This is a genomic window from Burkholderia sp. YIM B11467 (genome assembly GCF_052952715.1).
Genome location: NZ_JBQVSQ010000025.1, coordinates 1 through 15,968 on the forward strand (window position 1 = coordinate 1; position 15,968 = coordinate 15,968).

The 15,968-nt window shown below is 60.9% G+C and carries 8 protein-coding genes; all 8 read right to left on the reverse strand.

Annotated elements, in window-relative coordinates; translation table 11 throughout:
• Positions 1-36: 36 nt before the first annotated feature.
• Entirely contained in the window at positions 37-2,106 is a 2,070-nt protein-coding gene (locus ACTRWB_RS37845; protein ID WP_446904889.1) for a two-partner secretion domain-containing protein, read from the reverse strand.
• A gap of 42 nt (positions 2,107-2,148) precedes the next feature.
• Positions 2,149-2,955 (reverse strand): hypothetical protein, encoded by an 807-nt coding sequence (locus tag ACTRWB_RS37850; RefSeq protein ID WP_446904890.1) that lies wholly within the window; start codon positions 2,953-2,955, stop codon positions 2,149-2,151.
• A gap of 318 nt (positions 2,956-3,273) precedes the next feature.
• Positions 3,274-3,699, reverse strand: coding sequence for a hypothetical protein (locus tag ACTRWB_RS37855; RefSeq protein WP_446904891.1), 426 nt, complete (start codon positions 3,697-3,699; stop codon positions 3,274-3,276).
• 393 nt (positions 3,700-4,092) lie between these two features.
• On the reverse strand, positions 4,093-4,644 hold the full coding sequence (locus ACTRWB_RS37860) for a hypothetical protein (protein WP_446904892.1): 552 nt from the start codon (positions 4,642-4,644) through the stop codon (positions 4,093-4,095).
• Positions 4,641-12,740 carry a two-partner secretion domain-containing protein gene (locus ACTRWB_RS37865; RefSeq protein WP_446904893.1) on the reverse strand — a complete coding sequence of 2,700 codons (8,100 nt, stop codon included), beginning with the start codon at positions 12,738-12,740 and terminating at the stop codon, positions 4,641-4,643. The genes ACTRWB_RS37860 and ACTRWB_RS37865 overlap by 4 nt, the downstream gene beginning before the upstream one ends.
• A 742-nt stretch (positions 12,741-13,482) precedes the next feature.
• Entirely contained in the window at positions 13,483-14,334 is an 852-nt protein-coding gene (locus ACTRWB_RS37870; protein WP_129517849.1) for a 3-hydroxybutyryl-CoA dehydrogenase, read from the reverse strand.
• 38 nt (positions 14,335-14,372) lie between these two features.
• A complete protein-coding gene (bktB, locus tag ACTRWB_RS37875; protein ID WP_412025838.1) occupies positions 14,373-15,566 on the reverse strand; it encodes a beta-ketothiolase BktB in 1,194 nt (397 codons plus the stop codon).
• A 42-nt stretch (positions 15,567-15,608) separates the two neighbouring features.
• The coding region (locus ACTRWB_RS37880) for a 4Fe-4S dicluster domain-containing protein (RefSeq protein WP_446904894.1) at positions 15,609-15,968 on the reverse strand (360 nt) is incomplete at its 5' end.

Sequence of the window (15,968 nt, forward strand, 5' to 3'; positions counted from 1 at the left end):
CAGCCCGAGTCGATTTTTTGTTCGATAGTTCATGCGTTAGCGCCACCACCACGTCGTCAGGCCAAGATGCTGGTCGATCTGGACGGGCGTGCGCGACGGCGCGCGCACGGTCGTGATGCCGCCGGCCGCCGTGACACCCTTTCCACCGCTGAACGAGCCGCCGTCGATCACGCCTTCACCCGTCAGCGTCACGCTGCCGTTCGAGGTAAAACCGCCACCGACGTCCATCGCAATGATTTCTGCCCACGTGCTGCCGAAGAACGCCTTGAAACCCCGGTGCTGGTTGATTGCCGAGTAACCGGTCACACCCTGTGCGTAGGTGACGGGTGCGTCGACCTTGATATCGCCGGTCGCGAAGACGTTGCCGCCGACGTTGCGCGCGACCGTGCCCGCCTTGATGCCGATGTTGCCGCCCGCCTGGATCGTGCCGCCGTACGGCGTGACGTTGCTCGACGCGTCGGCGTGGCAGAAGATCCAGCAGCTGCGTGCATAGCTCGCCTGTCCGGTGAAAACCGCGGCGTTGGTGAAAGCGTTCTGCGCGGTGATGTTCACGTCACCGTCGTTCGATTGAACGATCCCGCCGGTATTCGTGAAGTTGCGGCTTGAAATCGTCACCGGGCCGTGTACGGCCGCGATGTAGGCGAGCTGATCGGGATTGCTGACCGTGCCGTAGTCGACGTTGAAACCGCTCGTCGTGTGCGTGAAGAACAGGAAGCTGCCGCCGCGATCCGAATAAGCGGTCGGTTGGCCATCGTTCGTGCCGCCGGTATGGTCGATGATGTTCTGCACGTCGCCGGCCGCAGCGAGGCTCACTGCCCCGTTCGACAGGATGCGAGCGTTGTCGTTGATGATGTTGCCGCCGGCCGTCAGCTTCGTCTGGCCGTTGGCGGCAAACATGATCGCGAGGTTGTTCGCGCTCGAGCGGTTCGTGATGTCGCCTGCGGCGTTGAGGATCACGTCGCCGCCAGTCGTGGTGCCGTCGCTCGCGGTGGTGCCCGCCTGAATCAGGCTGCCGGTGTTGGTGATCGCACCGCTACTCGTCAGGTTGACGGTGTTGCCTGCGTTCAGCGTCGTTGGGCCGGTGGTGTCGTCGGACAGCGCGATATTGCCGGCCTGAACGTTCACATTGTTCGCCGCGGTCACCTGTGCCCCCTGCAGCGACACGGTGCCGGGCGTTGTGAGCGCGACGTCGCGCTCTGCTTTCAAGGACCCGTCCGCGAGTGCGATGTCGCCGTTTGCCGTGACGACGACGTCGCCGGCGTTCGCATAGATCTTGCCGAGGCTGTGGACGCCTGCACCCTGGTCGGTAACGATCAGCTGGACGCGGCCGGCCGTCAGGCCGCCAGCCGCCGTGATGTCGACGGCGACGGCATTGCTTTGCGTGCCGGGAGACGTCATGCCGATCAGCCAGTCGTGGCCGTTGTCCGACGGGGAGAAGCTCGTGTCGTAGGTCGCGGTGCTGTCGCCGACGATCGCTCGGATGCCGCTCGTTGAACTGGTGAAGTCGTTGGTGACCGGGCCGTTGATGCTCAGTTGCTTGGCGATCAGGTCGAGGTTGACGAGTGTGCCGGACAGGCCACCGGGGCCGATCGTGATACCGCCACGGTTGGTCGTCAGCACGACGTTGCGTTGTGTGACGCCAGGAGCAAGCGTGAGATCGTTGAAACTCACCTGCCCGGTCGACAGCACGACGTGGCCCGTGTTCGTGAAGCTTCCGCCGTCGACCGTGACGCCGTTCGGATTCGCCAGGATCACGTTCGCCCGCGGGCCGAGGACGTTGATGTTGCCCTGGATCAGCGACGGATTCGTGCTCGTGACCTGGTTGACGATCGTGCGGGCGTTGATGCCGACGTTGTTCAAGTCGGCGCCGGCTTTCGAGACGTTGAACGACGAGTAGGTGTTGTTCGAAACCCCACCGATGGTGGGAGCGATGTTGACGGTTTGCCTCCCGCTCGCGCCAGTAGATACAGTCGTGGCCGTGCCGCCATCTGGAACGATGCCGGCAGCGTAGACACTCGGTACGAACGTGCACCACACAGCCGCCACGGCAACGGGCCATAAATAACACTCGCGTTTACACGTCATATTCGGCTGCGGTGTGTGCATTGCGTACTCGCGGATCAGGTTGTGACCCGCCTCCCGGAGAGGTTAATTGGTGTTCTTGATACCTGCGGCGCTCGCAGTTGGCGCTTCCCCGCGACTCGCCGACAGATCGGCCTTGAACTGCGGTACGAGATCCATCAGTGCCTCATTCACGCCTTGAATAGCGTGCGGCAAGTCATCCTTGATTGCCGAGTACCAGTTGTAGCTGTAGGGGATGCCGCCCTGTTGGAAAGCGGACTCCGTCTTGTGAATGAGGTCGTCTGCAAAGACGCTCTTCAGCGTGTCAGCCTTGAATATCCGGACTTCCGTCTTCGCAAAGCGCACGTAGGAGTGCCCGAGTTGCTTCGATAAATATCCGGTCTGCACCGGGGCAATCAGCAGCGCATCGGCACCAAGGTACGGCCCCCCTGTCAGAAGAGGACCATTCTTCTTGTCCCATGTCAGCTCCGGCGCACCGTCCCGCCCGAGTTCGACTTCCTTCACCGCGTAGCCTTGCGCGCGCAGGGCTGCCTCCAGCGCGTCGACAAATTTTCGGTTCAGTCCGGTGTCCCCAATTTTCTGCTGGACGAGGTCGTTAAACTCATCGTTCCCGTGAGTCGCCGCACGACCAAGCGTTCCGGCAAGCGCGCCGCTGAATGCCGAAATGGCTAGGCTCGCACCGGGAACGGGGATGAAAATCGGCCCGCTCAGGCTCACCGCGAAATACGATGTTGGTTGCGGAATCGCGACCGCAATTGTCTTGATGGCCCCCATATCTGCCGTGTCATACGTCACACTTGGTGGTGTAGCGCATGCAGATATCATTGCAGATACAACCATTGCCCAGAATATCGGTGAAGTGTCAATTTTCATCTTTTAGATTTCCCGCCGAATATCGTATGCCAATATGCAGCCCGACTCCACCCAACAATTGGAACGCGCATCAACCCGCACAACGTTTTCGCTCAAAACACAGATATTCCTCGACAATACAATCTGATATCGATACTCATGAAGCAGTCCATCTACCTCAGAATTAATCCAAACATATCCACGTTATCCCCAACCCCTCGCAAAGCAAATTTCGCCGCCAAACCTGCAGACAAAAACTGCCAATCCCTCCCAGAAGACTGAATCCACACAATTGTTAGATCGATGGAGAGCGCTGCATCACAAAGCATCTTCAATCCATCATTGACAATTATTTTCAGCCCCCTTCGACCAAAAAACGCTCACATCAAAATCAAGAACGCCTCCTGTCAGTTTTTCACCCCTCACCTCAAGCGATAAGTTTATTTTCCCCTTACAATACTCTCTATTTTCAAAAAAATTCCACGAATGCTTTACACCACAAAGTCTCCAACCCTTCGAAATTAGCTCCCCATCATAATAGGAGTCAATTTTACCTTCGCTGGCATTGATCGAGAAATTCTTTATAGACCACGCACTTCCATATTTGCTACCGATTGATTGATCCTCCAGCACCGCACCTGGCAGATGATCAATACTCGATGCGGCTTCCAGAACAATTGGATAAAAATATCCCTCAGCCCTCGTATCCGACGAATCATTACACCCGTAGAGTGCGCATAAAAAAACCCCAAAGATTAGACGCACCCTATCCTCTAACATATCTCAAACATTGATCTCTTTGGGTCACATTGAACCCGCTGGCAGAGGTGAGGTACTACGATCCGATCGAGTCCACGGATATCCGACACCTCCCGACGAATAGGATCCTCCCGGGGTTCCAATACTTATAACCGTTCCGGCTCCATTTCCCGGCGAATATGCCAAGCCACCGCCAATCGACACAGGCAAACCTTCAGGTGAACAAACAACAATCCAGCCACCGCAACCGAATCCGCTAATTAACTGACAAAATTCGCAGATGATTGATCGCCCACTTCATTTTTCTCAAAAGAATATATTTGCAAGTTTACTTGGCACACACGCTTGGAAGGACTTCTATCAGGCCAGACCACTTGATTGACTTCTGCACATCGACGCTTATTGTGGAAGTTTTATATCAAACGATGATGCCGCTTCAACATTTAGCGTTAGGCGACCTCCATCCCGCAGAAACAGAAAGGCCTCCGGCCCAATCCAATACGCACCTATCTTCTTTGAAAATGATTTTCTTATCGCCGACGAAAATTTTCTCATAAGCTGCTGAGAAAGCACGCTATCTGACCATGTTTGAATCAAACCGTTGATAAGAACATGTTCACCCCAGAATCCTCCCGCGGTAAATTCTATGCAATCTGGGCAATTTCCTGGCTCATAGATTGCATATTCCTTCCCCGAAACTACTCTTACGACAGGTTCAACGTGGGTAAAGTTATTCGTTACAACATATCTTTCACAACCGGATGTTTGCTTGCGAGTCGCCACCCCGAGGGTTGGAATCTGCGAAGCGGCGTCGCAACGTGGCGCAAGTCCATCGTATTCAGGAAAAAGGTTGTGGTACGCAAGGATGTACCTTAGCGAAAGTTGTTTCTCTACCGCATCCGTTATCGCCAAGATATCATTTTTAGTGGCAAAGAAAAATATCCGTTTCATCGGTGCAGTCCGTTCTGAATTGCCTGATTAATTTGCGCTTGACTTGCGCCCTTTGGAATCAAAATCAGAGTGTCACCTGGAAATGCGGACTGAATTCTCTGGGCCGCAGCTTGCTCTGACGCAGTCGGTGTCAATCCATTTGATTGCGTTGTGACGGTCTGAACCCGAACAGTATTCCCACTAGGCGATACGGCCGTAATGTCCACATAAGTTCCACCAGTAGTACCAGGCCCAGAACCAGGAATATATTCTTCTGATGCCATACCTCCACCTCCGGTGATTGTATATCCATCTTGCATCAGGCTTTGACTAACGTTGTAGTTGAGCTGACGCGTCGCAGCATTCCCCCAGCGTCCCCCGGAACCAGATAGATAGTTGCTGGTAAATTGAGATTGAGTCGCATTGCCAGTGGTGTCCCAACTGCTCGAGGTGTTGCCCATGTCAACACCATCGCTTGCCGACGACGAAGTCACGGGTGCCGGATCAACAACAGCCCGGCCCCCTGTTGATACAGGCACTTCAGCTTCAACCGCACCTCCGGCTGGACCGCCAATTCCCGCTCCTCCACCACCGGCCTCTAGCGGAATCAGATCCTTGCCGTGTGCAATGTCTTCCGGATCTCTGACCGCATTGTTCAGTGCCTCATTCTGCGCGGACGTGATACCGCCGGTTACGTTCTGACCAAGAAGGGCAGCCAACCCACCACCCGCGACAGTTGCAATTGCCGCGACCGCGGCAGCTTGCCCTGCATCGAGCGGAGCACCGGTCGGGTCGATCTGTCCGATTACCCACGGGGACACGACTGCGCTGGCGACACCACCGAGCGCACCGCCCGCGCACCCCGTGCCAAGTGCTGCCGAACCAGCACAACCGAGCGCAGCGTGCGCAAGGTCGTAGCCGATTGAGCCCTTCGCCAGTAGCGAGTCGGAGTTCTGGCCGGCAGTGCCGATCGCGTTCGCGCCAACCGCAGCGATGTCGGTGACGATATTGTTCTTCAGCGCAGTCATGAAGCTACCGCCCTGAATCGCCGTCGAGATCCCGGCGTTCACCACGCTCTGCTCGCCGATCTGCAGCGCGGTGTTGCCGAGATTCGCCAGAGTCACGGCCGGATCGGACGACACCAGATTCGCGCCGATCGACTGAAAGTCATTCAGCCCGAGCCCCTGATCTATGCCCTGTGTCAAGTAGGCGACCGCTACCGCCTTGCCCAGGTTCGCGAGGCTAAACTGACCAGTGTCGGCCTGGTTCATCAACGAACTAAGCGCAGCGCCAAGTACTGGCAGGCCTGCGACCGAGACGGCGACGCTGATCACCGCCTGCACGATCATGATCGGCCCCATCCCGCCGTCCGAGATGACGCTCGTATTGATGTTGTTGCCAACGGTGCTCTGCGTGAACTGGCCGCCAAGCTGGCTTTTCAGATTCGCCAGCATCGCCTGCGTCGCGCCCGCGTTCACGGTGCCGTCTGCATTAAGCTGCTGCAGCGCCCCACCGATCTGATCGATCGCCTGCGCGTTCATGTCGTAGTTCATCGCCGACATGAAGCCGCCTTGCTGTACCACTGTGCCGGTCGTCACCGCAACGCCGCCATCGACGTTGTTGTAGATCGTGCCGATGTTTGTCGATCGCTGTTCGTTCGTCAGGCTTGCCGTATTGACCGTCAGGTTCTGCGCCGAGATCGAACCCGTATTGAGGATGCTGTTCGCGTAATTCAGCGCGACGTTCGTCCCCGTGATCTCGCCATCCGCGTTGACCGTCGCATAGTTCTGCGGCAGCAGCACTTCAGGCATCAGCGCCTGCACGGTCGGACACGCGCCGTTTCCTGTTGCAGTACATCCCGGCTCAGGCACCGTCTCCTGCACATACCAAAGCATCGGCGCGTTAATCTGCGCAAGTTGCGCCTGACTCAATTGCGTGCCGAGCGCGATGTTGTTCTGCTTCGCATACTCGAGCGCCGCGCCGTAAAGCGCCGCCTTGTCCTGATTCTCGATCGATGCCTGGCTCGTGCTGTCGGTTGCGCTCGTCGTGCTATAGAAGCTGCTCTTGCCGGTCGCCTGTAACGCGGCCTGCTCGATCTGCTGATTTTCCGTGTACGGGTCGTAATAGAAGGGCATGCTGCCCGGCTGCAGGTTCGCCGGCAGCGCATTCAACAGCGCCTGCGGGCTCAGTGCGCCGATCACCTGCGATGCCGGGTTGTTGATCAGATAGGTCGCATTTGTCGACGCGCCGGCGATGGTCTGCACGGACGGCGACGACGGAGCCCTTGCTGTCGGGATAGCGGGCGCCACCGGCTTGCCCACGGTCTGCACACCGATCGGCGTGTTCGACGGCAAGCCCGCTGCGCCCGTCACCGAGGTCGGCTGCCCCGCCAGCGTCGTCACGCGTCCAGCGCTGTTCACGGTGGTCGCTGCACTCGACGGCACCGACGGCGGCCCAAGCGAAACGACCTGGCCCGACACCGCCGGCGGAGGTGTATAGACGTTCGGATTGTTCAGGCCATTGACGAGTTGCGCACCCGCGAGACTCACGGTCTGCCCGATCACATTACCGGTATTGGTCAGCGTCGGAGAATTCACCGACAGCGTATTGCCCGCCTGGATCGTCGCCGGAACGAAGTCCGACATCCCCACCGACGACGGCAACCCGGCCGGATCCTGTGCCGCGCCACTGCTGTACGCGCTGCCGTACAACGACGCGCACAGAGACGGATTGTTGGCGCAACCCCAGGCCGGATACGACGACGTGTAATGCGTCAGGTTGCTCGCCCAGTATGCATTCAGGTACTGATTGTTCGAACTGGCCGCATTCGACGCGTTGATCGTGACATTGTTCAACGCCGTCACGAGACTGCCGGTGTTGCTGAACGTGCCCGCGGTCAGAGCGACGTCGTGATTGGCCGTAATGACCGCCGGATTCGCCGACTGTACGTCGACATAAGCCTCGCAGTTGCTCGTACATCCCGTGAACGGTGTCGCGCTGCCATAGTTCTGGTGGACCTGCACGGGTGCCGCGATGGTGTTCGTCAGCGACGCCGCGTTGATCTGGACGTCGTTACCGGCCTCGATCGCACCGGACGTATTCGCAACGCTCCCGGCCTGGGTCGATGACGTCGACGTCGTGCCGGTGCCTCCGAGCACGACATTGTTCTTCGCGACCAGATTGCCGTACGTGTTGGCGATCTGGTTCGACGCGATGACGAGATTGTTGCCCGCCGTCACATTGCTGTTGGTCTGCTGATAGCTGTACGTCTCCGAGTTCGGATTCGTCGTCTTAAGGTTCGTACAGCCCGCGTTCGAGAAGCCCGACGCGCAACCTGCCGTCACGGTTCGCGAACCAACGTTCGTGCCTTGGTTCGTGAATCCCGCCGTCTGGATCGTGACGTTATTGCCCGCCGCAAGCGTGCCTGCGTTGGTCAAATTGCCGCCCGACAAGTTCAGGTCGTGCCCGGCCACAATCTGGCCCGTTGCACCCTGGACGCTCACCGACGACGAAGTCGACAACGGAGTCACGGTTCCCGGTGCATTCAGCTTGATGCTGCCGCCGTCGATGTAGTACCCGGTGCTGTACGGGCCAAATGCATTCGCACCGTTGTAATAATTCCAGACGGAAATCGTCGACGGCGCTTGCGACAGGAAGTTGTTGATCGACGCGAGGTCGATCGAGTCCGTGACGGTCGAGCTGTATGTCGATCCGCCGTTCGACAGCGACTGCAAGTTCAGATTGGCGTCATTGCCGGCGCTGACCGTCCCGCCCTGGTTGTTGAGGTTGTTCGCGGTCAGATTCAGGTCGTGTCCGGCAGCGATCACGGAATTCGCACCGGACTGTCCCCCGGTCGTGGTCGTCGTCTCCGTCACGGTCGGAAGCGCCACGGTCTTTTTCTGGAGAGCCAGGCCGGCATTCTGCGGCGTCTCGATGAACCACAGATTCTGGACGATGCTGTTGCCGGAGTTGCTGGTGCCCGTGACGGTCGGCACCAGGACATAGGTCACCGTGCCGGTCGTTGCAACGGGCTGACTCGTTTGCAGATATTTCGAGCTGGTCGATCCGGTGGGCGCGAGCGCATCGGCCAGCGAGACTGTTTGCGGCGTCTGATCGAGCTGACAGCAAAAGCCGTTTTCAGCGGCATAGAGGTAGTAGAAGTCGAGCGTATCGTTGCCGACGCCCAGCGCCATGGTCAACGCCGTATTGTCGATCGTCTTCGTCGTCGTGGTAGTCGCGCCCGAACCTGAGGATCCCGAATTGACAACGTTGTTCGCGGTGATCGACAGATCGTTCGTTGCGGCCAACGTGCCGCCGGCATTGCCGAGATCCCCACTCAGTTGAATCGTCGCGTTGCCGCTGCCCGCCGGACTGCTGTTGTTTCCGGCCTTCGTGGTGCCGCCCGAGTTGTCGTAACTCGCTCCCGAGATCGTCAGCGTATTTGCCGCCTGCACGGTACCGGCATTCGTCCCCGAGCCGTTCAGCGTGAACGCGTTGTTCGCGGTAATCGTGCCGCCGGCCTGGTTCGCGAGCGAGCCATTGATCGTCAGGTCGTTGCCGTTGACCGTCCCGGTATTGGCGACTGCGCCATTCAGCGTGAGCGAACCCGTTCCCTGATTGATCGTTCCCGCGTTGCTGATGCCCTGGGCAGCCGACACCGAAACCGCCGTTCCCGGCAGCGTCCACGTACCCGAGTTGTTGAGCGCCTGCGCGGACAGGTTCAGGCCGTTCCCTCCGTTGACGGATCCATAACTCGCCGCCGACGGATCGAGTGTCTGGTTCGGCAGGTTCAGCGTCGCGACGTTCTGCGCAAGAATCCTGCCGTTGGTGTTGTCAAATGCGCCGTTGCCGCCCGTGACCGTCACCGTCGTATTGCCGATTGCCGCGGTCGGATTGTTGACGTCGCCCGAGAAAATGAGTCCGTTCCCATTGCCAAGGCTGCCGGTCGTCAGGTTCAACGCGTTCGTCGCGAGCAGCCCGCCCGAATTCGTCGTCGCGCCCGACACGTTGAAGTTTGCCGTCGGCCCGTAGATCGTTCCCGAGTTGTTCAGGTTCGTCGCCGTGACATTCGCCGTCTGCAACGAAGACAGACTGCCGGAGTTCGAGACGGTCGTGCCGGACACGTTGAGATTGCCGGCCGCCATTTGCGTGCCGACGTTATTGACCGTGCCACCGACCAACGTCGCATTGCCCTTGAATGCGGCGGTGCCGCCTGTCGTGACGCTCTGCGTACCAGTGATCCGCGTCGTCCCGCCGACTACCGCGTTTGCCGTCGTCACGTTCGCGCCCGACAGGGTCGCGTTGCCGCCCACCGACAGAGCAGGCGCGGTAGCGCTGAAGGGCTGGTTGAGCTGGCCTGCCGACGTGTCCAGGTTATTCGTCGCCGTTGCGGTCAGATTGCCGCCGACGGCTACGCCCTGCGTCGTGACGTTGGTCGCCGCGAGGTTCGCGTTCTTCGATGCGGTCGTCTGGCCGTTGAGCGTCAGGCTCTGCCCGGCATTCAGGTTCGCATTGCCCGCCGTCGACACCGGCCCGGCGGCCGTCAGATTGCCCGCCTTCGCATTGACAGTCAGATCGCCCAGGCTCTTGATGCTGCCTTGCGCGTTCACGTCGGTGCCGGCCGAGACCGTCGTTGCCCCGCCAGACAACGCGTCGCCGGCAAGCGTTGCACTGCCGTTGGTTGCGGTCAGCGTGCTGCTGCCAACGGCTGTTGTTGCGCCCACCGACAGGTTCTGGCCGGCGGTCGCGCTCAAATTGTTGCCGGTCTGGATCGCGCCCGAGATGGCGATGTTGTTGCCGGCATCGAGCGTCGTATCGTTCGCGACGCTGAGCCCGCCCGTGCCGTTGAGATTGCGGCCTGCCGTGACGGTCGCGTTACCCGTATTGCTGACTGCGAGGCCACCGTTCAGGTTGGCATCGCGCGCGGCGGCGATCGTCGTGTTCTGACCGCTCTGAATGGTGCCGGCGACGGTCGCGTCCTGCCCGGCATTGATCTTCACGCCGCCCGGCGTCGACACCGCACCCGCGACCGCTACGCTGCCAGCGTTCGATCCGATCGATGCATCGCCGCCACTGTAGACCGTTCCGCCCAGACTCACGCCTTGTTGGCCCGACGCATTCAATGTCCCGAGCGACGCCACGTTGCCGGTCGTCGTCAGCGAACCGCCGATCGCCGCGAGCGCCATGTCGCCGACAGACGCAGCGGTTCCCTGCACGGTCGTGTTGCCGGCCGACGTTACGTTCAGATTCCCGCCGCTCGTGACGTTGCCGCCGAGCGTCGTGTCCTGCCCGGCCTGAATCGTGACGGTGCCCGGCGCGGACACCGTACCGCCGAAATTCGCGTTCGTTCCGGCCGTCGCATCGATCGTGCTGCCGCTCTGCACCGCGCCGTTCAGCGCGATCGCCTGCCCGGCCTTCAGATTGACCGCCCCGGTCGACGATGCAACGTTGCCTTGACCTGTGATCGAGCCACTTTGTGCCGCAATCGATACGGGCCCTTGCCCCTGTACCGTGCCGCCAACCGCAGCGTCCTGGCCCGCCGTCACTGACAGCGCGCCATTCGATTGCGCGTTGCCGTTCACGGTTGCCGAGCCCGTTTGCGCCGCGATCGTCGTATCGCCAACACCCGATACCTGGCCATTGACGGTCGCGTTGCGCGCGCCCGTCAATGCAACCGTGCTGCCGCCCTGCACCGCGCCGTTTACGGTCAGATCCCGTCCGGCCTTCGCCGACACAGTGCCGGGTGCACTCAGCCCGCCCACTGTCAGATCACCGTTCGTGGTCTGCAGCGCAATATCGTGCGCCGTCAGCGCACCAATCGTCATCGACTGTCCGGCCGTCAGATTGGCTGCGCCGTTTGCGGCGACAGACGCGGCGTTCAGATTGCCACCCGCGGTCATCGAAACGTTCTGCCCGGCCGACACCGAGCCCGGCGCGCTGATATCGCCGTTCGCGTTCACCGTGTAGTTCTGGTTCGCGAGCCCCGTCCCATTGATCGTCGTGTTGCCCGCGCTCGTCAGTGCGACGTTCTGATTGGCAAACGTTTGACCGACCGACACGTCACCGTTCGCATTGACGACTACATTGCCCGCCGTTGCCGACAACGGGCCTTGCGTGTTTACGCCCATCCCGGCTGCGGTCGACACGATATAGACGGTACCGCTCGTCACCGAGCCGTACTGATTGGCGTCCACGGCGATCGCCTTGCCGATCGCGGCAGCGGTGTTCGTCGCACCATTCGCCGACGTGCCGTACGTGATGCCGCTCGCGTCGCTGGCAGTCGGCGTGACAGTCTGGTTGCCTGTCACCACGTTCACGCGCTGATCGGCGCGCAACGGCGCATTGATGCTGACGCTCTGACCGATCAGGTCGATATTGCCGACCGTCCCTTCGATGCCGGCGCCCGGGCCGTTCGTGCCCGCGGGTCCGTCGATCGTGATGGCACCCGAGCGGACGTCGTATGCCACCGCGCCCGCATGTGCAAAATCGGTCGCCGTGCCGCCGACGCCGGAGAGAAACTGCGGCGTGCCGGTCGTCAACGTCAATCCGGGAACGTTCGTCAGCGCCATCCCGTTCACGGCAATACCGCCCGGCGCCGCCACGATGACGGCGGCCGGTGAACCGAACACCTCGAGCGGCCCGTTCAACGTCGCGATGTTGTTGGACGTGACCTGGTTGATGATGGTCGTTGCCGGCCGGCCGTTCAGGTTCGGGTTGGCGCCGAGCGTACCGCCGAGCAGCGGCGTGCCTGCCACCGTGCTGTTATTGAGCACCAGCCCGCGGGAATCGATGTCGAAAGACTGGTATTGCCCGACGCTGATGCCGTTGCCATTGGCGCCGGGAATATTGATCGCGGGCACGCCCGTGCTGGTTTGCGTGACGGACGGCTGAAACGGAATCGGCGCACGCGGATCGACGATCGGCGCCGCGTGCGCGGTTTGATCGGCGAGCAAGACAGCCGGACCGAAATACATCACGACCGTCATCAACCATGCGGTCGCCTTGACCCAAAGCGCCGGCGCTTCGCTTTTCAGCGAAGCATGGTTGAAGATAATCGCCTGCCTGGCCGCTCCCCGTTGAACGTGCCGTTTTTCGATATCGCGCATGACGCGGCGCATGGTTGGTCTCGCTTGGTATTTTCTGCAGATGGTTGCACAGACAAATACGCAAGACAGTCAACAATTGTCATTCATTAAAATGACCATGCACGCGCATATTACGGCTTTCTTTCAAATATATTATTTGATTTCTATATTTAGTACAGCGATCGCCTCATGGCCTGCCTTCACAAAACAAGCCATCCCGATTCGGGTCTCGCAAAGCGATTCGACACCGAATCAGACCGCATGTGCGTTGTCCGGCAAGGCTTCTAGGCTCTCACGACCAGGAACGGCGATCGGATCACCCAAGCCTTATGTCGGAGGGAATCTTTAAATGCGATCGTCAACCTACGGATTCGCGCTTGCCTGATATCTCACCATCAAGAACCAATCCCGACGTTCTTCAGCCGTTAAAGTCAGAACGCGAACGAGACAAGCCGACCAACGATTTCGAACCGGCGTATCAATCTGTCGTTTTCTGCGGATAGGAAATCGACTTCCCGATAGCGCAAACCGGATGAAGTAGACTCGGTTAATGGTTCGCGCGATTCGACAACAACACATCGAGCGCAATGTGACATGGTGTTGCCCGGCTTGAAGGCCTTTTGATGGGGCAACGCAGACTTCGACCCGATGCCCCACGCACAGCGATCGCCCGCGCAACGGACGATCCGGACGGAAAAATGCAAACGCGAATCGGGCCGGATGAACCATGCCATCCGGCCCGACTCGCGATCCGATTCGACGACCTCGTTACGCGTCAAGCGTAGTCATACACCCCACGCCCCGTCTTGCGCCCCAACCGCCCTGCCGACACCATCTCGCGCAGCAGCGGGCACGCACGATACTTCGGATCGCCGAAGTCCTTCACGAACACGTCCATCACCGCGAGGCACACGTCGAGGCCCACGAGATCGGCCAGCGCGAGCGGCCCGATCGGGTGGTTCGCGCCGAGCTTCATCCCCGCGTCGATCTCCTCGGCCGACGCGATGCCCTCGGCCAGCACGAAGAACGCCTCGTTGATCATCGGCACGAGGATCCGGTTCACGACGAAACCCGGCGAATTGCGCACGCCGATCGGCGACTTGTCGAAACGCTCGGTGAGCGCACGCACGGCCGACGCGGTCGCCTCGCTGGTCTGCAGCCCGCGAATGATCTCGACGAGCGGCATCAGCGGCACCGGGTTGAAGAAGTGCATGCCGACGAAGCGCGACGGATCGGCGAGCGGCGCCGCGAGCGCGGTGATCGAGATCGACGACGTGTTGGTCGCGATGATCGCGTCCGGCCGCGCGACGGCCTCGATCTGCTTCAGGATGCGGCCCTTCAGCTCGACGTTCTCGGTCGCGGCTTCGATCACGATATCGGCCGACGCGAGCTTCGCGTAGTCGGTCGACGTCGTGATGCGTGCCAGCGCCGCGTCACGTGTGGCCGCGTCGAGCTTGTCCTTCGACACGAGCCGCTCGAGGCTGCCCTTCAGCGTCGCGATGCCCTTGTCGAGCGCGGCATCGCTGACGTCGATCATCACGACGTTGAGTCCCGCAACGGCGGCGGTCTGCGCGATGCCGTTGCCCATGGTTCCGGCGCCCACGACGCCGACGATTTCGATGGCCATGAAAGTTCCTGTGTGTTCGGGTGCTGAGCGTTCGATTATCAGATGTTCTCGAAGATCGCAGCAATCCCCTGGCCGCCGCCGATACACATCGTCACGAGCGCGTAACGCCCGCCGATGCGCTTCAGCTCATACAGCGCCTTGACCGTGATCAGCGCACCGGTCGCACCGATCGGGTGGCCGAGCGAGATGCCCGACCCGTTCGGATTGACCTTCGCGGGATCGAGGCCGAGCTCCTGCGTGACCGCGCAGGCCTGCGCGGCGAACGCCTCGTTCGCCTCGATCACGTCGAGATCGGAAATCTTCAGGCCCGCGCGTTCGAGCGCCTTCTGCGTGGCCGGCACCGGGCCGATACCCATGTAGGCCGGATCGACGCCCGCATGCGCATAGGCAACCAGACGTGCGAGCGGCTTCACACCCTGTGCACGCGCGGCGTCCGCGCTCATCATCAGCACGGCCGCGGCCGCATCGTTGATGCCCGACGCATTGCCGGCCGTCACGGTACCGTTCTCCTTCGCGAACACCGGGCGCAGCTTCGTGAAATCGTCCGCGCTCGCGTCGTGACGCACGTGCTCGTCGGTATCGAACGCCACCTCGCCCTTCTTCGAGCGGATCGCGATCGGCAGGATCTGATCCTTGAAGCGCCCTTCAGCGATCGCGCGCGCCGCGCGACGATGCGATTCGAGCGCGAGCGCATCCTGCGCGTCGCGCGAGATGTCGTACTTGCGTGCGACGTTCTCGGCCGTCACGCCCATGTGGATCGTCTGGAACGGGTCGTGCAGCGCGCCGAGCATCATGTCGACGAGCTTGCCGTCGCCCATGCGCTGGCCGAAGCGCGCGGCCGGCACGGTGTACGGCGCGCGGCTCATGCTCTCCGCCCCGCCGCCGATCGCGACGTCGGCATCGCCGAGCATGATCGTCTGCGCGGCCGACACGATCGCCTGCAGGCCCGAGCCGCACAGGCGGTTCACGGTCAGCGCCGGCGCGTGCTGCGCGACGCCGCCGTCGATCGCCGCGACGCGCGCGAGATACATGTCCTTCGGTTCCGTGTTCACGACGTGGCCGAACACGACATGCCCGACCGCATCGCCCGGCACGTTCGCGCGCGACAACACTTCGCGCACGACCTTCGCACCGAGGTCGGTCGGCGAGAAATCCTTCAGGCTGCCGCCGAAATCACCGATCGCGGTACGGACACCGCTCACCACCACGACTTCTTTCGCTGCATTGCTCATCGTCTGCTCCGGTTCGTTCGCGCACGCAGGCGCGTTGATACGTTACATGTTCGGGTAATTCGGCCCGCCGCCGCCTTCCGGCGTGACCCACACGATGTTCTGCGTCGGGTCCTTGATGTCGCAGGTCTTGCAGTGCACGCAGTTCTGCGCGTTGATCACCAGCCGATCGCTGCCGTCGTCGTTCTTCATGAACTCGTACACCGCCGCCGGGCAGAACCGCGCCTCCGGCCCCGCGTACGTGCGCAGGTTCACGTTCACCGGCACGCTCGCATCCTTCAGCGTCAGGTGCGCCGGCTGGTTCTCCTCGTGGTTCGTGTTCGAGATGAACACCGACGACAGCCGGTCGAACGTCAGCTTGCCGTCCGGCTTCGGATACTCGATCGGCTCGCACTGCGACGCCGG

Coding starts and splice junctions, on each gene's coding strand:
- ACTRWB_RS37845 (WP_446904889.1), bottom strand. CDS start 2,106: ATGCACACACCGCAGCCGAATATGACGTGTAAACGCGAGTGTTATTTA.
- ACTRWB_RS37850 (WP_446904890.1), bottom strand. CDS start 2,955: ATGAAAATTGACACTTCACCGATATTCTGGGCAATGGTTGTATCTGCA.
- ACTRWB_RS37860 (WP_446904892.1), bottom strand. CDS start 4,644: ATGAAACGGATATTTTTCTTTGCCACTAAAAATGATATCTTGGCGATA.
- ACTRWB_RS37865 (WP_446904893.1), bottom strand. CDS start 12,740: ATGCGCCGCGTCATGCGCGATATCGAAAAACGGCACGTTCAACGGGGA.
- ACTRWB_RS37870 (WP_129517849.1), bottom strand. CDS start 14,334: ATGGCCATCGAAATCGTCGGCGTCGTGGGCGCCGGAACCATGGGCAAC.
- bktB (WP_412025838.1), bottom strand. CDS start 15,566: ATGAGCAATGCAGCGAAAGAAGTCGTGGTGGTGAGCGGTGTCCGTACC.